Here is a 19,520-nt window from a genome sequence, read left to right on the forward strand (position 1 = left end):
CTCCGTTCCGCTGTTCTATGAGATCACCAAGGGCTAGTCTCTAACCCTTCCCCGTGGGGCGGCAGCGACATCGCTGCCGCCCCACGCACGCGCTGACGTAATCTGTACACCAGCGCGTGCGGCTACGTAACAGTTAGGTGTCTCAACTCGAATGTGCAACCAGCTTGAACCGGTGATGTGAGCAGACCATGGCCGGATATATCTTCAGACGCGTACTTCAGGCGATCCCCGTCTTCTTCGGGACGACCTTCCTCATCTATTTCATGGTGTTCGCCATGCCCGGCGATCCGATCGTGGCGCTCTTCGGCGACAAGACGCCGAACCCCGCGGTGATCGAGCAGCTTCGCCAGCAGTACCACCTCGACCAGCCCTTCATCGTGCAGTACTTCCTGTACATCGGCGGCATCTTCCGTGGCGACTTCGGCACCTCCTTCTCGGGGGAGCCGGTCACGCAGATCCTCGCTCGCACGTTCCCCGTCACGATCCGTCTCGCCGTGCTCGCCCTCATCTTCCAGTCGGTGGCCGGAATCGCCGTCGGTCTGGTCTCGGGCCTGCGCAAGGGCAAGCTGTTCGACTCGAGCGCTCTCGTCGTCAGCCTGATCCTGATCTCGCTGCCGATCTTCGTGATCGCCTACGTCGCTCAGTACGTCTTCGGAGTGCAGCTCGGCTGGGCCCGCACCACCGTCGGTTCGGGTGCTCCGCTGCAAGACCTCATCTTGCCGGCCATCGTGCTCGCCAGTGTCAGCTTCGCCCAGATCGTGCGTCTCACTCGGTCATCGGTGATCGAGACGAGCGGGCTCGACTTCGTGCGCACGGCCTACAGCAAGGGGCTGAGTCGCAAGCGGATCGTGCCCGTGCACATCCTGCGCAACTCGCTGATCCCCGTGGTCACCTACCTGGCGACAGATTTCGGAGTGCTCCTGGTCGGAGCGACCGTCACCGAGGGAATCTTCAACGTTCCCGGTGTGGGTAACACGCTCTATCAGGCCATCATCCGCGGAGAGGGTCCGACCGTGGTCTCCTTCGTCACGGTGATGGTGCTGCTCTACCTCGTCGTCAACCTCGTCGTCGACCTGCTCTACGGTCTGCTCGATCCAAGGATTCGTCTTGTCAAATAACACGCCCTCGCCCCGCACCGGGCACTTCGTCGCGCCGCTGGAGGACACCCCCCTCGTCGCCATCGACGCCGTCAAGGTCGACGAGAAGCCCTCGAACCTCTGGATCGATGCGTGGCGGGATGCTCGCCGCAGGCCGATCTTCTGGATCTCGGGTCTGCTCATCGCGCTGATCATCGTCGTCGCCCTCGTGCCGTCGCTGTTCGCGACCGTCAACCCGTTCACCGAGAAGTGCCAGCTCTCCCTCAGCAACGGCGATCCGACCGCAGGGCACCCGCTGGGGTTCACGAAGCAGGGCTGCGACGTCTACTCCCGCATCATCTTCGGAACGTCGACATCGGTCTCGGTCGGATTCATCGTCATCGTCCTGACGACCGTGCTCGGTCTGCTCTTCGGCGCATTCGCCGGGTTCTACGGCGGATGGATCGATGCTGCGCTCTCTCGCGTGGGCGACATCTTCTTCTCGATCCCGTACATCCTCGCCGCCGTCGTCATCATGTCGGTGCTGTCGCAGTACCGCAGCATCTGGACCATCTCGTTGGCAATCGGCCTCTTCGCCTGGCCCTCCACGGCGCGCGTCCTCCGAGCCGAGATCCTCAGGGTCAAGCAGTCCGACTACATCACGGCCTCCGAGGCCTTGGGCGTCTCCAAGATCAAGATCCTGCTGCGCCACGTTCTGCCCAACTCGATCGCACCCGTCATCGCGATCACTACCATCTCCCTGGCCGCGGCCATCGTCGCCGAGGCGACGCTGTCGTTCCTCGGCGTCGGGCTCGGCGGCAGCATCATGTCGTGGGGCAATGACATCAACCAGGCCCAGCGAGACATCCGCGTGCACCCCCAGACTCTGATCTGGCCGTCACTCGCCCTGTCCATCACGGTCTTCAGCTTCATCCTCATGGGCGAAGTCGTGAGAGACGCACTCGACCCGAAAGCGAGGGCGCTCCGATGACCGCCACCGACGCATCCACTTCACCGATCGGCGGCGACGCCGCGACCACTCCGCTGCTCGAGATCAAGAACCTGCAGGTCGGATTCCGTACGCAGCGCGGCGAGGTCACCGCCGTCGACGGCGTCAACATCACGTTGATGCCGGGCAAGACCCTCGCCATCGTCGGGGAGTCCGGCTCCGGAAAGTCCACCACCGCCCACGCCATCATCAACCTCCTTCCCGGTTCGGGTCGCATCACGGGCGGCGAGGTTCTCTTCGAGGGGCGCAACATCGCTGCGCTCGACGAGAAGCAGATGGAAGACATCCGTGGTCGCATGATCGGCTTCGTGCCCCAGGACCCGATGTCGAACCTCAATCCCGTGTGGAGCGTGGGCTTCCAGGTCGAGGAGGCCATTCGCGCGAACGGTATCGCGACCGGCAAGCAGGAGGTCAAGAAGCGGGCCATCCAGGTGCTGAGCGAGGCCGGCCTGTCGGATGCCGACAAGCGGCTCAAGCAGTTCCCCCACCAGTTCTCGGGCGGTATGCGGCAGCGCGTGCTCATCGGTATGGGACTCAGCTCGGATCCGAAGCTCCTCATCGCCGACGAGCCCACCTCGGCGCTCGACGTCACGGTGCAGCGTCGCATCCTCGACCACCTCGAGAAGCTCACCCGTGAGAGCGGCACCGCCCTTCTCTTCATCACGCACGACCTCGGCCTCGCCGCCGAGCGCGCCGAGCAGCTCGTGGTCATGTACAAGGGCAAGGTCGTCGAGTCCGGTCCCTCGCGGGAGATCCTGCAGAACCCGATCCACCCCTACACTCAGCGGCTCGTCGCCGCCGCACCCAGCCTCGCGTCCCGGCGCATCCAGTCGGCCTCGAAGCCTCTGGAAGACCTCGGCTACGAAGCGACTCGCGTCACCGAGGGCGTCGACCTGATCGCGGCCGCGGAATCACGGGCCGATGTGCACTCCGCCGTCGACTCGGCTCCGATCGCCATCGAGGTCAGAGACCTGACCAAGGTGTACAAGATCCGCGGCGGCAAGGGTTCGGCCTCGACTCTGAAGGCTGTCGACGGCGTCAACTTCCAGATCGCCAAGGGCACGACGATGGCGCTGGTAGGGGAGTCCGGTTCGGGCAAGTCGACCGTCGCCAAGCTGCTGCTGCGTCTCGAAGACGCCACGAGCGGCGAGATCCGCATCGACGGCACCGACACGGCACCGATGAAGGGCAAGAGCCTGCTGGCACTCCGTCGCAAGATGCAGCCGGTCTTCCAGGACCCGTATGGCTCGCTCGACCCGCTGCGCAACATCGGCAACACGATCGCCGAGCCGCTGAGCGTCTTCAACGTGGGAGACAAGAAGTCCAGGCGCGCTCGGGTCGACGAGCTTCTCGATCAGGTGGCCCTTCCCAAGGCCCTGGTGACCCGGTACCCGAACGAGCTCTCCGGTGGCCAGCGCCAGCGCGTCGCCATCGCTCGCGCCCTGGCGCTGAAGCCCGAGATCGTGATCCTCGACGAGGCGGTGTCGGCGCTCGACGTGCTGGTGCAGGCTCAGATTCTGCAGCTGCTCACCGATCTGCAGGCCGAGCTGGGGCTGACCTACCTCTTCATCACGCACGATCTGGCGGTGGTCAGAGTGATCGCCGACAACGTCAGCGTGATGAAGTCGGGGCGCATCGTGGAGGCCGCGACAACCGATGAGGTGTTCGGAAACCCGCGTGAGGAATATACTAAAGAGTTGCTTGATGCCATTCCCGGGGCCAACATACCCCTGGGCGTCTAGCCGTTCAGGGCGTTGTCGCCCGATATCCCACGCTAATAAGAGCCCGTCGACTTTCGGGTTCATCCCGATCCTCAAGGACTTTTTCCATGGCTGAAGCCACCCGCGCCGACCTGCGCAACGTCGCAATCGTCGCCCACGTCGACCACGGCAAGACGACCCTCGTCGACGCCATGCTCAAGCAGACCAACTCGTTCGACGCCCACTTCGAGGGCGACGACCGCATGATGGACTCGAACGACCTCGAGCGCGAGAAGGGCATCACGATCCTCGCGAAGAACACCGCTGTCACGTACAACGGTATTCACGCGCCCGAGCACGGGGCCGGCGGCCCCATCGTCATCAACGTGATCGACACCCCTGGCCACGCCGACTTCGGTGGCGAGGTCGAGCGCGGCCTGTCGATGGTCGACGGCGTCGTTCTGCTCGTCGACGCCAGTGAGGGCCCGCTTCCGCAGACCCGCTTCGTGCTGCGCAAGGCGCTCGAGGCCAAGCTGCCCGTCATCCTGCTGGTCAACAAGACCGACCGACCCGATGCGCGCATCGACGAGGTCGTCGCGGAGAGCCAGGACCTGCTCCTCGGCCTCGCCAGCGACATGGCCGACGACGTTCCCGACCTCGACCTCGACGCCATCCTCGACGTGCCGGTCGTCTACGCATCCGGCCGCAACGGCGCTGCGAGCATCAACAAGCCCGCCAACGGCGAGCTGCCCGACAATGACGACCTCGAGCCCCTGTTCGAGGCCATCCTCACCCACGTGCCCGCTCCGAAGTACGACGACGAGCACCCCCTGCAGGCCCACGTCACCAACCTCGACGCGTCGCCGTTCCTCGGCCGTCTCGCGCTGCTGCGTATCTTCAACGGCAACATCAAGAAGGGTCAGCAGGTCGCCTGGGTTCGTCACGACGGCTCCGTGCAGAACGTCAAGCTCACCGAACTGCTCATGACGAAGGCGCTCACGCGGTACCCCGTCGACAGCGCGGGCCCCGGTGACATCGTCGCGGTCGCCGGCATCGAGGAGATCACCATCGGTGAGACCCTCGCCGACCCGGATGACGTGCGCCCCCTGCCGACCATCACGGTCGACGACCCGGCCATCTCGATGACCATCGGCACCAACACCTCGCCCCTCGTCGGCAAGGTCAAGGGCCACAAGCTTACCGCACGTATGGTGAAGGACCGCCTCGACCGCGAACTCGTGGGTAACGTCTCGCTCAAGATCGTCGACATCGGAAACCCCGCCGCCTGGGAGGTGCAGGGCCGTGGAGAACTCGCCCTGGCCATCCTTGTCGAGCAGATGCGTCGTGAGGGCTACGAACTCACCGTCGGCAAGCCGCAGGTCGTCACGAAGCAGGTCGACGGCAAGACGCACGAGCCGATGGAGCACCTCACCATCGACGCTCCGGAAGAGTACCTCGGCGCGATCACGCAGCTCCTCGCCGCCCGCAAGGGCGTTATGGACGGCATGTCGAACCACGGCACCGGCTGGGTGCGCATGGAGTTCATCGTTCCGTCGCGCGGCCTCATCGGCTTCCGCACCGAGTTCCTCACCACTACCCGCGGCACCGGCATCGCCAACGCGATCTCGCACGGCTACGGCCCCTGGACCGGTCCGATCGTCACCCGCAACAACGGTTCGATCGTGGCCGACCGCTCCGGCGTGGTCACGCCCTTCTCGATCGTCAACCTGCAGGAGCGCATGAGCTTCTTCGTGGAGCCGACGCAGGAGGTCTACGAGGGCATGGTCATCGGCGAGAACTCGCGCGCCGACGACATGGACGTGAACATCACGAAGGAGAAGCAGCTCACGAACATGCGCCAGTCGACGTCTGACACGTTCGAGCGCATGACCCCGTCGCGCAAGCTCACCCTCGAAGAGAGCCTCGAGTTCGCCCGCGAAGACGAGTGCGTCGAGGTGACGCCCGAGTTCGTGCGCATCCGCAAGGTGGAACTCGACTCCAACGCTCGCGCCCGCGCGACGGCCAACCTCAAGCGTGCCAACCAGGGCAAGAACTAGCCTGTCTTGATCGAAGCGGGGCAGCGGAGCACATCCGCTGCCCCGCTTCGTCGTTTCGCGGGCGGCACGGAGCACGACTAGGCAATCACGGCGTCGAAGCTGAGTAGTGAACACTCACGAGTGCCCGTGCGCCGATCTCTACTGTCGGAGATACCAGCAGATCTGCTGGTGACACTTGATTCTGGAGAAAACAATGACCATGTCACGCGCACGAATCGCCATCCCCTTCCTCGCGCTCGCCCTGCTGGCGGGACCCGCTCTGACCGGATGCTCGCCCCAATCACTCACGGAGGGCATCGCCGAAGGAGTCGCCGGCGAGAACGGTCAGAAGATCGACCTGAACACCGACGGCGGACTGCCCGACGGTTTTCCCGAGAACATTCCCGTCCTCGATGGCGAGGTCATCTCTGGCGTCTCCGTCGGCGATGGAGAGACGCAGACCTGGACAGTGCAGATCGCCATCACCGATGCCGAAGCGGCGTACAACGAGGTCAAGAGCGGGCTCGAGAAGGCCGGTTTCACCTCGGACTTCACCGGCATGAACGAGGGACAGGGCTACGGCACCTTCGATGACGGAGCCCACTCGGTGGTCATCTCGACCGGCGACAACGGCACCGACGTGATGGCGGCGACGTACATCGTGTCACAGACGATGCGCTGATCCACGCCTCAGGAGAAGAGCCCGGCGCCGACGTAGGATCCCTGCTTGGCGCCGGGTGGAACGGCGAACAGCCCTGACCCGACATGCCGGATGTATTCGTTCATCAGGTCGTTCTTCGCCAGATTCATCTGAATGCCGATGAACTGCTGCGGAGAGCGCTGGTAGCTGATGAAGAACAGGCCGGCGTCGAGTCGTCCGAGGCTGTCGTTGCCGTCGACGAAGTTGTAGCCGCGGCGCAGGATCTCGCTGCCCGCGTTCGAATCGGGATGCGCGAGCCGCACATGCGAATCCGCGTCGATGAGCGGCTTGTCGGCGCGACCGAGAACGGAGAAGTCAGGGGCCGTGAACTCCTTGCCTCCGGAGAGGGGAGCCCCCTCTCCCTTGGTCCGCCCGATTATCTTCTCCTGCTCGCTGAGGGCCGTCCTGTCCCACGTCTCGATGGTCATGCGGATGCGTCGGGCGACGAGGTAGGAGCCGCCGGTCATCCAGGCGGGCGCGTCGGCCGAGCCCACCCAGACCGACTTCGACACCTTGCCTGGTTCCTCGGCCTTGATGTTCGCGGTGCCGTCCTTGAACCCGAACAGGTTGCGCGGGGTGACCTGCGCCGTGCTCGTCGACGAGGTGCGGCCGAAGCCCAGCTGAGACCAGCGAAGACTCGCCCGGCCGAAGGCGATGCGCGACAGATTGCGGATGGCGTGCACGGCGATCTGCGGGTCGTCGGAGCAAGCCTGGATGCACAGGTCTCCGCCCGTTCGCTGCGCATCGAGATCGTCGGCGGGAAAGTGCGGAAGCTCGGTCAGCTCGGCCGGCTGCTTCGATGCGATGCCGAAGCGGTCGGTGCCGGACGCGTCGACGAAGAGGGTCGGACCGAAGCCGATGGTGATCGTGAGGCCGCCTGTCGGAAGGTCGAGGGCCTCTCCCGTGTCTTGCGGGGGAGCGTCGTATGGACCGTCGACCGCGCCGAACTCGCCCACGGGCTTGCCCTGGCACATGAGTGCGGCGGCGGTGGTCCAGTCCTCGAGCAACTCGATCAGGTCGGCTCTCGTGGCCGTCGACGACATGTCGAACGCTGCGAAGTGGAGGCGGTCCTGGGCGGGCGTGACGATGCCGGATTGGTGTTCGCCGAAGAACGGGTAACTCGTGCCGCCCGTGGTGGATCCGCCGGCCGAGGCGGTCGCGGCGAGGACGCCGCGGTCGCCCGCGACGCCGACGCCGAGGCCCACGACCCCGGCGCCGGCCAGCCCGAGAAGCCCTCTGCGCGAGAGTTTCTGCGGGGCGGCCGGCGCCGTGCCGTCTACGAGAGAGTCGTCTGTCATGTGTCCTAGCCGACGAGGGTGGAGGTGAGCTCGCTGAGCGGCTCGCTCAGCGAGTTGACGCCGTCGGCCAATTCCTTCACCTGGGCGGGGGTGAGCTCGTCGTAGTAGACGAAGCCCTTGTCGAGGCTGCCGTAGGCGGCGAGCTGCTGCTCCAGGTCGCCGAAGCGGGTGTCGAGGGTCTTCACGAGCTCCGGGTCCTTCGTCTCGACGATGTCGCGAACGCCCTCGTAGGCGACTCGTGCGCCCTCGAGGTTGGCCTGGAAGTCCCAGAGGTCGGTGTGCGACCAGATCTCCTCTTCTCCGGTGATCTTGCCGCTGGCGACCTCTTCGAGCAGGCCGATCGCACCGTTCGAGATGGCGTCGATGGTGACCGTGTAGTCGCTCGCGTGCACGGCGTCATAGAGCTGCTGGGTGTTCTCTTTCAGCTTGTCGGCGTAGTAGCTGCGCTCCTCGGGGGTGAGCGCGACGTAGTCCACGCCCCCGTTGTCGGCCGCCGCCGGCGGGAACAGGTCCTTCTCGATGCGGTGCCAGCCGGTCCACTCGTCGTCGGGCGCCACGTCGGCCTCGCGGAAGTCGATCTCCGGGTCGAGGTCGCCGAACGACTCGGCCACGGGCTCGATGCGCTCGTAGTTGGCCCTGGTGGTGGGGTAGGTCGCGCGAGCGGTCTCGTCGTCGCCCGCCAGATAGGCGGCGAGGAAGGTGTCGGTCCCGGTGACGAGCTGCGCCACCTGGTCCTTGATGTAGGCGACGTAGTTCGTGGCGGCCGCGTCGACCTGCTCCTGCTCGTCGCCCGCGAGCTTCACCTTGTCGCCGGTGACCGCGAAGGCGGCGTTTCCGATGCCGTCTCCGATCATTCCCGGCTTGCAGACGGTGAAGTAGTCACCGGGCTGGGCCTGCACGACGAGGTCGCGCGAGATGCCGGGGCCGACGTTCTCGACCTCTCCGACGATGCGCAGGCCGTCATCGGCGAGCAGATAGAACTCGGTCACCTGGTCGCCGGAGTTCGTGACCTCGAAGCGCAACGTTCCGCTGGACGCCGTGTTGGTGCTGACCGTGCAGGAGTCGGCGCTCGAGTCGACCGTAATGGCGGCCGAATCGGATGGCGACGCGTTGGGCACGCATCCGGTGAGTGCCAGCAGGGTCGCTGCGGCGCCGATCGTCGTGAGTACTGCTGTGGCTTTCACCGGGCTCCTTGGGGGGTTGGTCGGGCAGTGCTGCTGCTGTCAGAAGAGGGAACCTGTGCCGCGGGCGCCTTGCGGGCGACGGAGCGGAGGAAGACGATCATCGTGGGAACGACGTAGAGGACCCAGGCGGCGGCCTCGAACCACGTCGTGGCGGGGGAGAAGTTGACGGTTCCCTTGAGCAGGGTTCCGTACCAGCTGTCGGGCGGGATCGCGGCCGAGACGTCGAAGGCCAGACTGTGCAGGCCGGGGAGGATGCCCGCCTCCTGAAGGTCGTGCACGCCGTAGGAGAGCACACCCCCGGCGACCACGATCAGCACGGCACCCGACCAGGCGAAGAACTTCGACAGGTTGATGCGCACCAGCCCGCGGTTGATGAGCCATCCGAGCAGGACCGCGACGACGATGCCGAGGGCGGCTCCGACGAGGGGAAGCGTCGTCGAACCCGTGGCCTGCACGGCGGCCCAGATGAACAGGGCCGTCTCGATGCCTTCACGGCCGACGGCGAGGAAGGCGACGAGAACGAGGCCCCATCCGGCACCCTCGAGGTGCTGGTCGACATCGTGCTGAAGGTGGTGTTTCAGGTTCTTCGAGGTGCGGAGCATCCAGAAGACCATCCACGTCACGAAGATCGTCGCAATGATCGACAGGGAACCGCCGATGGCCTCCTGCGCCTCGAACGAGAGGCCGTAGGTGCCGAAGGTGAGGATCGCGCCGAGCGACAGCGATACCAAGACGGCCAGTGCCACGCCCAGCCAGATGCGCTTCAGCACATCGCGACGTCGGATCTTCACGACGTAGGCGATGAGGATGCCGACGACCAGCGCCGCTTCGAGTCCCTCACGCAGGCCGATGAGAAAGTTCGCGAGCAAGGGCAGGACCTTAGTATGAGGCGGCGCGATCCGCGCCGAGGGGAGGAGGCGGCCCACGCTGGTCGACTCGGAGATTCGGTAAGGCTTGCCTTACCGGATCTGACTGTAACTCTTCAGGTGTCGCCGTGTCCAGTCAGCTGCGCTGGAGATCGGCCGTGACTGCGTGGTCGGTGCTGACGAGCCTCAGGGCGACCGCGATGACCGCCGTCGTCAGGGTGAGCAGGAGAAGGCTGAGACCCCATTGGATCTCCGCCGCGAACACGGCGAACGAGATCAGTGCGGCGATCTGGATGCGCACGGCCCCGGGGGTGCGGGAGCCCGGCGCAGCGGGTGTCGGAGGGCGCTCCCAGCGCGCGACGACGAGGCTGAGTGCGGCGAGGATCGCCCAGACGGCGAGCACGAACAGGGGTCGGGTCGCCCACCAGACGCCGCTGCCCGGCTCGCTGTCGACCCATCCGCTGAGGAAGAGGGCGCCGCTGAGCGCCACGATGATCGGCAGGTGCCACAGGTAGATGGTCATCGCGCGGCTGCCGACGAAGAACGTCGCGATGAGCACGGGCTTGAGGGTCATCGCCACGCGGAGCGCGGGATAGAGGAGGTGGAGGATGCACACTTGGGCGACGCCGAGGAGTATCAGGGGCACGGTCGCGGGATTGAGGTTGGTCAGCATGTCGACCGGATAGAGGTCGAGTCCGTACGTGAGCGCCGCGAGCAGTCCGTAGCTTGCCGCGGCCCCGGCGAGCAGTTGCCAGCGGGCGCGACGCGCGAACCAGCCGTCTGCATACAAGAAGCCGAGCTGCTGCACTGCGAGCCAGACGAAGACCAGGTTGATCAGGCCGATCTCCTGCACGCCGCTCAGGATGCGTGCGGTGTCGACGATCGCGGACAGGCCGACGAGCGCGCCGATCGTCGGGGCAGGGCGCGAGGCGTGCGCGCGATGGACGATCGGCAGGAACGCCTGGCAGGAGATGTACGCCGCGAGAAACCAGAGCGGCATCCCCACGCCGGCCGACACGACATCGACGAGTCCGCGATCGACGCCGGCGATGACGAGCACCCAGAGCACGACCGTGAGGAAGACGAGAAGGGGGAGAGCGGGCCTGAGCAGGCGCACCAGGCGTGCGCGCAGGAATTCGGAGGGCGACGTACCTCGCCGCATGGCGCTTCTCCACGAGACGGCACCGGCGAACCCGCCGACGACGAAGAAGAGGGGCATGATCTGGCCGACCCAGGTGGCGAGGGCGAACCACTCCTTCGTCTGCAGCGGGTTGATCTGCCCGATGGTGTCTCCGTCTCGATGGAGGCCGACCATCAGGGAGTGCATCATCACGACCGCGAAGACGCAGAAGACCCGGGCGAGGTCGACCACGAGGTCACGCTTGCTGCGGGCGGCGAGCTCGACGACGTCGACGGAATCACCCTCGGGATTCGCGGCAGCCTGGCTGGATCGGTTCGACATCGAGCACCCTTTTCCGGTCGTGTCGATCATGATAGCGAGGAGGGCGACCGGCCAAGCTCCCAGCCACGCGCGGATAGTCTTGACGGGTGACCGAAGCACAGCCTGAGCAGCACCGCGTGGCGACCCCCGAGACCGTGTCGTCGCGAATCGTGTCGTGGGTGGTCGGCCTCGGCCTCGGCGTGCTCTTCGGAGTCATGGGCACGGCGGTGAGCCAGTCCACGTGGACGATCGCGCCCGGGTTCAGCCTTCCCATCGGCCTGATCGTGGCCCTCCCTGCCGTCCTCCTTCTGCTCGTCGGCCTCCGTCTCGTTCTGCGCACCAGAACCACGGCCATCGTGGCGGCCTTCGGCATCGTCGTCACGATCTTCCTCCTGTCGCAGCCCAGCGCAGGCGGATCGATTCTGGTGCCGGGCAACGCGCTCGGCGTCGTCTGGACCTTCGCGCCCACGGTCATCGCACTCCTGGTGCTCGCATGGCCGCGGTTCGGGAAGAATTAGACTTATGCAGTCGCACCAACTTCTGTGCGGCATGAAGGGAACGAACGCACTGTGACCTACGTCATCGCCCTGCCCTGTGTCGACGTCAAAGACCGGGCCTGTATCGACGAATGTCCGGTCGACTGCATCTACGAGGGTGAACGCTCGCTCTACATCCACCCCGACGAATGCGTCGACTGCGGTGCGTGCGAGCCCGTCTGCCCCGTCGAGGCCATCTACTACGAAGACGACCTCCCCGAAGAATGGGCCGACTACTACAAGGCCAACGTCGAGTTCTTCGACGACCTCGGCTCCCCGGGTGGCGCGGCCAAGGTCGGAGTCATCGCCAAGGATCATCCGTTGATCGCAGCCCTTCCCGCGCAGTCGCACGGCGAGCAGTAAGTGGCCCTCGGCGCGCTTCCCGACTACCCGTGGGACGCCATGCGGCCGTACGCCGAGACGGCCCGGCGTCATCCCGACGGCATCGTCGACCTGTCGATCGGCTCGCCCGTCGACCCGACGCCCGACAGGGTGCGCGAGGCGCTGGCGTCGGCGACCGACGCGCACTCCTACCCCCAGACGGCGGGCACGCCTGAACTGCGCGCGGTCGTGTCGCGGTGGTTCGCCCGTCGTCGCGGTGTGCCGGGCCTCTCCGACGACGAGGTGCTGCCCACGATCGGATCGAAGGAACTCGTGGCGTGGCTCCCTCTGATGCTCGGCCTCGGCGAGGGCGACGTCGTTGTGCATCCTCGGGCCGCCTATCCGACCTATGCGGTGGGGGCGACGATCGCGGGCGCTCGCGCCGTCGCATCCGACGACCCGGCCGACTGGCCCGCCGAGACACGTCTCGTGTGGCTGAATTCCCCGGGCAATCCCGACGGCGCCGTGCTGGATGTCGACGGCCTGGCACGGGCGGTCGCGCGGGCGCGCGAGCTGGGCGCGGTCGTCGCGAGCGACGAGTGCTACGCCGAGCTGGGCTGGGACGGGCCGTGGCAGAACGACCCGGTTCCGAGCGTGCTCGACCCTCGGGTGACCGCGGGTGACCGCTCTGGGCTGCTCGCGGTGTACTCGCTCAGCAAGCAATCGAACCTCGCCGGATACCGCGCGGCGTTCGTGGCCGGAGACTCCCGCCTGATCGAGCGTCTGCTCACGGTGCGCAAGCATGCGGGCATGATGCCTCCCGCTCCCGTGCAGGCTGCGATGATCGCGGCCCTGTCCGATGACGAGCACGTCTCGGCGCAGAAAGAGCTCTATCGGGCGCGTCGCAGCATTCTGCGGCCCGCGCTGGTCGACTTCGGCATGCGCATCGACCGCAGTGAGGCCGGCCTCTACCTGTGGGGCACGAAGGGCGTCGACGCCTGGCAGACCATCGGCGAGCTGGCCGAGCTCGGCATCCTGGCCGGGCCAGGGCCCTTCTACGGCGAGCATTTCCCCCGGCACGTGAGGCTCTCGCTCACCGCGACAGACGAGAGGATCGCGGCCGCCGCCGCACGCCTCGCCTGAGCTGTGGCCTTGTCGGCATCCTCCAACGACAACCGGCGGTTGCGTGTGGATGTCATGGTTGCCCCCATTTCGCCCTAGGCTGTAGGAGGGTCAACGCGGTCCGGGGTCACACATCCTGCGTCTAGCGTCCCGCCACTTACCATCAGGCAGGAACACTCGTCAGGAGGCGCCGTGACCGACGTCGGGCAGAACAATTCAGCATCACATCCCGAAGCAGCAGAACCCCGCAAGGCGACTCTGTCCTTTCCCGGGGGCACCGCCGATTTCCCCATTCTCGACAGCGTCGACGGAGCGTCCTCCATCGATCTCTCGACGTTCACCAAGCAGACGGGCATGACGACGCTCGACTACGGGTTCGTCAATACGGCTGCGACGAAGTCGAACATCACCTACATCGACGGCGACCAGGGAATCCTGCGCTACCGCGGGTACCCGATCGAGCAGGTGGCCAAGGGGCTCAGCTTCCTCGAGGTCGCCTGGCTGCTCATCTACGGCGACATTCCGACCGAGAGCGAACTCGACGACTTCGACAGGCGCATCCGCCGTCACACCCTGTTGCACGAAGACCTGAAGCGGTTCTTCGACGGGCTGCCCCACCAGGCACACCCCATGTCGGTGCTCTCCAGCGGTGTATCGGCGCTCTCGACGTACTACCAGGACTCCCTCGACCCCACGAACCCCGAGCACGTCGAGATCTCGACGATGCGCCTCCTCGCGAAGATGCCCGTGATGGCCGCTTACGCGCACAAGAAGAGCGTCGGCCAGGCCTTCCTCTACCCCGACAACAGCCTGAGCTTCGTCGACAACTTCCTGCGACTCAACTTCGGCACCATGGCCGAGCCGTACGAGGTGAACCCCGTGGTGTCGAGCGCTCTCGAGCGCCTCCTCATCCTCCACGCCGACCACGAGCAGAACGCGTCGACGTCGACCGTGCGGCTCGTCGGTTCGACCCAGGCCAACATGTTCGCGTCGATCTCGGCCGGCATCAACGCCCTCTTCGGCCCTCTTCACGGTGGCGCGAACGAGGCCGTGCTGAGCATGCTCGGAGACATCCAGGCGTCTGGCGAAGGCGTCGCCAAGTACGTGGAGCGTGTCAAGAACAAAGAGGCCGGGGTGAAGCTCATGGGCTTCGGGCACCGTGTCTACAAGAACTACGACCCGCGCGCCAAGCTCGTGAAGGAGAGCGCCGACGAGGTGCTCGAGGCGCTCGGAGTGCACGACGACCTGCTCGAGATCGCGAAGGAACTCGAACAGATCGCCCTCGCCGACGACTACTTCAGGGAGCGTCGCCTCTACCCGAACGTCGACTTCTACACCGGCGTCATCTACAAGGCGATGGGGTTCCCGACGCGCATGTTCACCGTGCTGTTCGCCATCGGCCGGCTGCCCGGCTGGATCGCCCACTGGCGCGAGATGACTTCTGACCCGCAGACCAAGATCGGCCGCCCGCAGCAGCTCTACTTAGGCCACGCGGCGCGCGACCTGCCCGGCGCTCAGTAGACGCTGTCGGCGAGGCCGCTGCGCGTCCTTCTGCGCTGGTCGAGTAGGCCGCTTGCGGCCGTATCGAGGCCACGACGGGTTTCCTTAGAGACCTCCCGGGCGGAGATTCCTTCATACCGGGAGGCATAGGCGGCCGGTAACTCGAAATCTCCGCCCAACCTTCCGAATGGGAGGAGAATCGCCAAGCCGACGCCGTATTCGGGTCGGATGTGCACATCTCCGCCCGTTCCGCTGGTCGAGTAGGCCGCCTGCGGCCGCATCGAGGCCGCCGAGCGACCGGCGCTCAGTAGCCGCCGTCTCCCGTGGCGGGTGCGCCGGAGAGAACCTGCCTGGAGCTCGACACTCCGAGGCGAGTCGCCCCGGCGGCGATCATCGCGAGCGCGTCGTCGTAGCTGCGGATGCCGCCGGATGCCTTGACGCCCAGTCGTGCGCCGACGGTCTCGGCCATCAGGCTCACGGCGTGCACGGTTGCGCCGCCCGTCGGGTGGAAGCCCGTGGAGGTCTTGACGAAGTCCGCGCCGGCGGCCTCGGCGGCCTTGCAGACGGCCACGATCTCCTCATCGCTGAGCGCGGCCGATTCGATGATGACCTTCAGTACCCGGGGCGCAGGAATCTCGGCGCGCACTGCCGCGATATCGGCCTGCACGCGGTCGAAGGCTCCCGCTTTCGCCGCGCCCACGTCGATGACCATGTCGACCTCGTCGGCGCCCTGGCTCACGGAGAGGCGAGCCTCGGCGGCCTTGATCTCGGAGTGGTGCTTACCCGAGGGGAAACCGCAGACGACGGCGATCTTCAGCGACGACCCGGAGGGCAGCTCCAACGGCAGCATCGACGGGGAGACGCAGACGGAGTAGGCGCCCAGATCGTCGGCCTCGGTGACGAGTGCCGCGACGTCGGCGTCGGTCGCCTCCGGCTTGAGAAGCGTGTGATCGAAGTAGTTCGCCAGGTCGGCGGTGCTGATCGGCTGGGGGTCGAGAGAGGTCACGATGAGTCCTTTGTGAATCGAGGGGGAGTGCTGGGTTCAGGCGTGCAGCATGGCGTTGAGCTGGATGCCGGCGCCGGTGCGAGGCAGCACCTCGACGGCGCCGGTGAGCGAATTGCGACGGAAGAGCAGATTCGGAACGCCGGAGAGCTCCACGGCCTTCACCGAGCGGCGACCTCCATCGACAGTGGGCGCCGAATCGATGAGCACGACCTTCGTGCCGGCGGTCACGTACAGGCCCGCCTCGACCACCGAGTCGTCGCCGATCGAGATGCCGATCCCGGAGTTCGCTCCGAGCAGGGCGCGCTCGCCGATCGACACCCGCTGGGTTCCACCGCCGGAGAGCGTACCCATGATCGAGGCTCCTCCGCCGATGTCGGATCCATCGCCGACCACGACGCCCTGCGAGACCCTGCCCTCGACCATGGAGGTTCCGAGGGTGCCCGCGTTGAAGTTCACGAACCCCTCGTGCATGACGGTCGTACCCGGTGCGAGGTGGGCACCGAGGCGAACGCGCGACGCGTCGGCGATTCGCACTCCCGCCGGGCTCACGTAGTCGAGCAGCCGGGGGAACTTGTCGATGCCGGTGCTCGCGATGCCCTGTCGCTGGAGGGACGGGCGAAGGCGGTCGAAGTCGTCGGGGTGCACAGGGCCGGCATTCGTCCAGACCACGATCGGCAGGTGGCCGAAGATTCCGTCGAGGTTGATGGTGTTCGGGCGCACCAGAAGGTGGGAGAGCATGTGGAGCCGCAGGTAGGCATCCGGTGTCGACGCCGGCGGCTCGCGCAGGTCGATCTCGAGAGTCACGATGTCGAGAGTCACGTTGCGCCGGGCGTCGGGCTGGGCGTGGGCCTCGAGCTCGGCGGGGGCGATGTGCCGGTCATGCCCCTCGGGCAGCCGCCCCAATGAGGGGCTCGGGAACCAGGCGTCGAGAACGACCCCGGCACCGGACGTGGTGGCGAGACCGGACGCCCAGGCGAAATCGGGCGTGGCGGGGCTGGTGGAATGCTCGGAACTCATGCGTCGAGCCTACCGACTCGGCCGCCTCGCCCACCCTCGACGGCGTCGGCATCTAGGCTTGGACGCATGACGGATTCCGCTCCCGCCCCGCTCGTGTTCCTCGATCTCGGCGCCAGCTCGATCGAGTTGACCAGACAGCTCTGCGACATGAGGTCGGTCTCCGGAGACGAGACGGCCATCGCCGACGCCATCGTCGCGAGCCTGAGCGGATCGCGTCACCTCGAGATCCATCGAGACGGAGACACCGTCGTCGCCCGCACGACGCTCGGTCGGCCGTCGCGGGTCGTCATCGCCGGTCACATCGACACCGTTCCCATCAACGACAACCTTCCGACCCGCTACGAGGGCGACTACCTCTGGGGCCGCGGCACGGTCGACATGAAGGGCGGGGTCGCCGTGCAGCTCAAGCTCGCGGCCGAGCTCACCGAGCCAGCCGTCGACATCACCTGGATGTGGTACGACAACGAGGAGGTGTCGAGCGAGCTCAACGGCCTCGGCAGGCTCGCCAGGAACTCACCCGAGCTGTTCAAGGGAGACTTCGCGATCCTCGGCGAACCGACGAACTCCCTGATCGAGGGCGGCTGCAATGGAACGCTGAGGGCGGAGATCCGCACGCGGGGCCTGCGGGCGCACTCGGCACGCAGCTGGGTCGGCGAGAACGCCATCCACGCCCTCGCGCCCGTTCTCGCGACGCTGGCGGCCTACGAGCCGCGCCAGGTCGAGGTCGAGGGACTCGTCTACCGCGAAGGTCTGAACGCCGTGGGCATCTCCGGCGGCGTCGCGGGCAACGTGATTCCGGATGCGGCGGTCGTGGAGGTCAACTACAGATTCGCGCCGTCGCGCTCCGGAGCGGAGGCCGAGGCCCACATCAGGCAGGTCTTCACCGGCCTCGATGTGACGATCGTCGACGTCGCAGAGGGCGCGCGTCCCGGACTCGACGCGCCCGTCGCCCGCCGGTTCATCGACGCCGTCGGCGGGGAGCCGCTGCCCAAGTACGGATGGACGGATGTCGCCCGCTTCTCGGCCCTCGGCGTTCCCGCCGTCAACTACGGGCCGGGCGACCCCCTGAAGGCGCACGCCGACGACGAGCGCGTGCTGCTCAGCCAGATCACCGACTGCGAGAACGGTCTGCGGCGCTGGCTCGCCGGAACAGCGTCCGCCGCCGAATGATCACCCGCAGGCGCGCGGCGCTCGTGCGCTACCGGGTTCTGCCCTGGTGGGCGCGGGTCTCGCTGATCTACATCGCGGCGCGCATCGTCAGCACCGTCATCATCCTGGCGATCGCCGCCGGGCAGGGCGCGAATCCGTGGACGGGCGCGCATCCGGGGTATTTCGATTTCGCGACCATCTGGGATGGCCACTGGTACTTCATCGTGGCCGTGACGGGATACCCCGACCAGCTTCCGATGACCGCCGACGGCCACGTCGGTGAGAACGCGTGGGCCTTCATGCCGGTGTACCCGTTCCTGGTGCGCGGCCTCATGATCGTCACAACGCTCTCCTGGCCCGTGGTGTCGGTCGCGGTCTCGGTGATCGCGGGACTCGGTGCGGCGCTCGTCTTCTTCAAACTGATGGCGCATGTGCTGTCGGATGCGCGGACCGCGATGTTCTCGGTGGTGCTGTTCTGCGTCGCCCCGGTGTCGGCACTCTTCCAGCTGTCGTACGCCGAATCGCTCCACACGTTCCTGCTCGTTCTGGGCCTCTACCTCGTCGTTCGGCGCCGGTACGGCTGGCTGGTTCCGGTCATCGCTGTCATGGCATTCACCCGGCCGTCGGGCCTCGCGTTCGCGCTCTTCCTCGGTCTGCACGTGATCGTGCGATTCGCCACGCGCACCCGCGAGCCGTTCCCGTGGCGCGAGAGGGTCGTGGTGAGCCTCATCGCCGTCTTCAGCGCGGTCATGGGCTTGGCCTGGCCGGCGATCGCGGCCCTCGTCACGGGAGACGTGACGGCCTATACGGACACCGAACTGGCCTGGCGTTCGGCCTACATCGGCTATCAGCACCTGGTTCCTTTCGCGCCCTGGTTCCAATCGGCGAACTGGTGGCTCAACTCGCAGTCCGGGTTCCCGGTCGGAGGACTGGTCGTGGTGCTTCTGATCGCCGCCTTCGCGCTGAGCCTCCTGATCGCCCCGGTGAGACGACTCGGCGCAGATCTGCGCATCTGGGTGCTCAGCTATGGCGTGTACCTGCTCGCCGTCTTCTTCCCGCAGTCGAGCACCTTCCGCCTGCTGATGCCGATGTTCCCGCTTCTCGGAGCGGTCGCGCAGCCGAAGTCCCTGATCTACCGGGTGGCGATGGTGTGTGTCTTCATCGCCGCGCAGGCCGGCTGGCTGCTGCTCTGCTGGGGCGTCGACGGGGCGGACTGGACACCCCCGTAAGCGATCCGCACCGGCACGGGTGCGGCGGAAGCGTCGCGAAATAGCGGATAATAGAAGTTCACGACGAAAGGGAGCCGCATGGCCGCCATGAAGCCCAGGACCGGAGACGGACCAATGGAGGCTGTCAAAGAAGGACGCCTCATTATCGTGCGAGTGCCACTCGAAGGAGGGGGTCGCCTCGTGGTTTCGGTGAATGATGCCGAGGCGAAGGAGCTGCACGATGCTCTCGCGGGAGTTGTAACTCCCGCCTGATCCTGGCCGCGTCGAACCAGGCGCACCACGAATCGAAGCTCGGCGGCTGGTCCGACGGGAGAACGGGTTCTGAACCCG

The 19,520-nt window shown here is 66.4% G+C and carries 18 protein-coding genes; 12 read left to right on the forward strand and 6 right to left on the reverse strand.

Annotated features, from left to right (window positions below; genetic code table 11):
• Positions 1-188: 188 nt before the first annotated feature.
• The 5 genes from ASF06_RS18685 (at position 189) to ASF06_RS18705 (ending at position 6,503) form a co-directional block, all read left to right on the forward strand.
• Positions 189-1,118, forward strand: a complete 930-nt coding sequence (locus ASF06_RS18685; protein ID WP_055950703.1) for an ABC transporter permease — start codon at positions 189-191, stop codon at positions 1,116-1,118.
• Positions 1,108-2,067 (forward strand): ABC transporter permease, encoded by a 960-nt coding sequence (locus ASF06_RS18690; RefSeq protein WP_055950706.1) that lies wholly within the window; start codon positions 1,108-1,110, stop codon positions 2,065-2,067. Before ASF06_RS18685 ends, ASF06_RS18690 begins: the two co-directional genes overlap by 11 nt.
• The gene (locus ASF06_RS18695; protein ID WP_055950707.1) at positions 2,064-3,827 is read left to right on the forward strand and encodes a dipeptide ABC transporter ATP-binding protein; all 1,764 of its coding nucleotides are present in this window, start codon (positions 2,064-2,066) and stop codon (positions 3,825-3,827) included. The genes ASF06_RS18690 and ASF06_RS18695 overlap by 4 nt, the downstream gene beginning before the upstream one ends.
• Positions 3,828-3,913: 86 nt before the next feature.
• Positions 3,914-5,842 carry a translational GTPase TypA gene (gene typA / locus ASF06_RS18700; RefSeq protein WP_055929940.1) on the forward strand — a complete coding sequence of 643 codons (1,929 nt, stop codon included), beginning with the start codon at positions 3,914-3,916 and terminating at the stop codon, positions 5,840-5,842.
• A gap of 199 nt (positions 5,843-6,041) precedes the next feature.
• Complete coding sequence (locus tag ASF06_RS18705; protein ID WP_157439262.1) at positions 6,042-6,503, forward strand: hypothetical protein; 462 nt, start codon at positions 6,042-6,044, stop codon at positions 6,501-6,503.
• A gap of 8 nt (positions 6,504-6,511) precedes the next feature.
• Here ASF06_RS18705 and efeB read toward each other — a convergent pair whose 3' ends face one another.
• From efeB to ASF06_RS18725, 4 genes are all read right to left on the reverse strand, one after another.
• The gene (gene efeB / locus ASF06_RS18710) at positions 6,512-7,819 is read right to left on the reverse strand and encodes an iron uptake transporter deferrochelatase/peroxidase subunit (protein ID WP_055950712.1); all 1,308 of its coding nucleotides are present in this window, start codon (positions 7,817-7,819) and stop codon (positions 6,512-6,514) included.
• A gap of 5 nt (positions 7,820-7,824) precedes the next feature.
• A complete protein-coding gene (gene efeO / locus ASF06_RS18715; RefSeq protein ID WP_055950715.1) occupies positions 7,825-9,003 on the reverse strand; it encodes an iron uptake system protein EfeO in 1,179 nt (392 codons plus the stop codon).
• Complete coding sequence (gene efeU, locus ASF06_RS18720) at positions 9,000-9,872, reverse strand: iron uptake transporter permease EfeU (protein WP_055950718.1); 873 nt, start codon at positions 9,870-9,872, stop codon at positions 9,000-9,002. Before efeU ends, efeO begins: the two co-directional genes overlap by 4 nt.
• 133 nt (positions 9,873-10,005) lie before the next feature.
• On the reverse strand, positions 10,006-11,331 hold the full coding sequence (locus ASF06_RS18725; protein ID WP_055950721.1) for an acyltransferase family protein: 1,326 nt from the start codon (positions 11,329-11,331) through the stop codon (positions 10,006-10,008).
• An 86-nt stretch (positions 11,332-11,417) separates the two neighbouring features.
• Between ASF06_RS18725 and ASF06_RS18730 the strand changes: the two genes are divergently transcribed.
• The 4 genes from ASF06_RS18730 to ASF06_RS18745 all read left to right on the forward strand — a co-directional run bounded on the left by ASF06_RS18730 (position 11,418) and on the right by ASF06_RS18745 (position 14,810).
• Entirely contained in the window at positions 11,418-11,828 is a 411-nt protein-coding gene (locus ASF06_RS18730) for a hypothetical protein (protein ID WP_157439263.1), read from the forward strand.
• Between the two features lie 51 nt (positions 11,829-11,879).
• Positions 11,880-12,209, forward strand: a complete 330-nt coding sequence (gene fdxA / locus ASF06_RS18735) for a ferredoxin (protein WP_055929922.1) — start codon at positions 11,880-11,882, stop codon at positions 12,207-12,209.
• Positions 12,210-13,310 carry a succinyldiaminopimelate transaminase gene (gene dapC, locus ASF06_RS18740; protein WP_055950731.1) on the forward strand — a complete coding sequence of 367 codons (1,101 nt, stop codon included), beginning with the start codon at positions 12,210-12,212 and terminating at the stop codon, positions 13,308-13,310. It abuts the gene before it with no gap.
• Between the two features lie 171 nt (positions 13,311-13,481).
• Positions 13,482-14,810 carry a citrate synthase gene (locus tag ASF06_RS18745; protein WP_082501096.1) on the forward strand — a complete coding sequence of 443 codons (1,329 nt, stop codon included), beginning with the start codon at positions 13,482-13,484 and terminating at the stop codon, positions 14,808-14,810.
• A gap of 283 nt (positions 14,811-15,093) precedes the next feature.
• On the opposite strand, the gene deoC is transcribed toward ASF06_RS18745, so the two are convergent.
• Both deoC and dapD read right to left on the reverse strand, forming a co-directional pair.
• Positions 15,094-15,798, reverse strand: a complete 705-nt coding sequence (deoC, locus tag ASF06_RS18755) for a deoxyribose-phosphate aldolase (RefSeq protein WP_442853940.1) — start codon at positions 15,796-15,798, stop codon at positions 15,094-15,096.
• 33 nt (positions 15,799-15,831) lie between these two features.
• A complete protein-coding gene (gene dapD, locus ASF06_RS18760) occupies positions 15,832-16,812 on the reverse strand; it encodes a 2,3,4,5-tetrahydropyridine-2,6-dicarboxylate N-succinyltransferase (protein ID WP_055950741.1) in 981 nt (326 codons plus the stop codon).
• A gap of 66 nt (positions 16,813-16,878) precedes the next feature.
• On the opposite strand from dapD, the gene dapE reads away from it, so the two are divergent.
• The 3 genes from dapE (at position 16,879) to ASF06_RS19300 (ending at position 19,442) form a co-directional block, all read left to right on the forward strand.
• Positions 16,879-17,982 carry a succinyl-diaminopimelate desuccinylase gene (gene dapE, locus ASF06_RS18765; RefSeq protein WP_055950743.1) on the forward strand — a complete coding sequence of 368 codons (1,104 nt, stop codon included), beginning with the start codon at positions 16,879-16,881 and terminating at the stop codon, positions 17,980-17,982.
• Complete coding sequence (locus ASF06_RS18770) at positions 17,979-19,190, forward strand: mannosyltransferase family protein (RefSeq protein ID WP_055950746.1); 1,212 nt, start codon at positions 17,979-17,981, stop codon at positions 19,188-19,190. The genes dapE and ASF06_RS18770 overlap by 4 nt, the downstream gene beginning before the upstream one ends.
• Before the next feature lie 78 nt (positions 19,191-19,268).
• Positions 19,269-19,442 carry a DUF3117 domain-containing protein gene (locus ASF06_RS19300; protein ID WP_078714890.1) on the forward strand — a complete coding sequence of 58 codons (174 nt, stop codon included), beginning with the start codon at positions 19,269-19,271 and terminating at the stop codon, positions 19,440-19,442.
• Positions 19,443-19,520: the final 78 nt, after the last annotated feature.

Source organism: Agreia sp. Leaf244, assembly GCF_001422695.1.
In the GTDB taxonomy this organism is placed as follows: domain Bacteria; phylum Actinomycetota; class Actinomycetes; order Actinomycetales; family Microbacteriaceae; genus Agreia.

What these genes read in the sequence shown, in the direction of transcription:
- ASF06_RS18695 (WP_055950707.1), top strand. Translation starts at nt 2,064, where the DNA reads ATGACCGCCACCGACGCATCCACTTCACCGATCGGCGGCGACGCCGCG.
- ASF06_RS18725 (WP_055950721.1), bottom strand. Translation starts at nt 11,331, where the DNA reads ATGTCGAACCGATCCAGCCAGGCTGCCGCGAATCCCGAGGGTGATTCC.
- ASF06_RS18705 (WP_157439262.1), top strand. Translation starts at nt 6,042, where the DNA reads ATGTCACGCGCACGAATCGCCATCCCCTTCCTCGCGCTCGCCCTGCTG.
- ASF06_RS18770 (WP_055950746.1), top strand. Translation starts at nt 17,979, where the DNA reads ATGATCACCCGCAGGCGCGCGGCGCTCGTGCGCTACCGGGTTCTGCCC.
- dapE (WP_055950743.1), top strand. Translation starts at nt 16,879, where the DNA reads ATGACGGATTCCGCTCCCGCCCCGCTCGTGTTCCTCGATCTCGGCGCC.
- typA (WP_055929940.1), top strand. Translation starts at nt 3,914, where the DNA reads ATGGCTGAAGCCACCCGCGCCGACCTGCGCAACGTCGCAATCGTCGCC.
- dapD (WP_055950741.1), bottom strand. Translation starts at nt 16,812, where the DNA reads ATGAGTTCCGAGCATTCCACCAGCCCCGCCACGCCCGATTTCGCCTGG.
- ASF06_RS19300 (WP_078714890.1), top strand. Translation starts at nt 19,269, where the DNA reads ATGGCCGCCATGAAGCCCAGGACCGGAGACGGACCAATGGAGGCTGTC.
- ASF06_RS18685 (WP_055950703.1), top strand. Translation starts at nt 189, where the DNA reads ATGGCCGGATATATCTTCAGACGCGTACTTCAGGCGATCCCCGTCTTC.
- efeB (WP_055950712.1), bottom strand. Translation starts at nt 7,819, where the DNA reads ATGACAGACGACTCTCTCGTAGACGGCACGGCGCCGGCCGCCCCGCAG.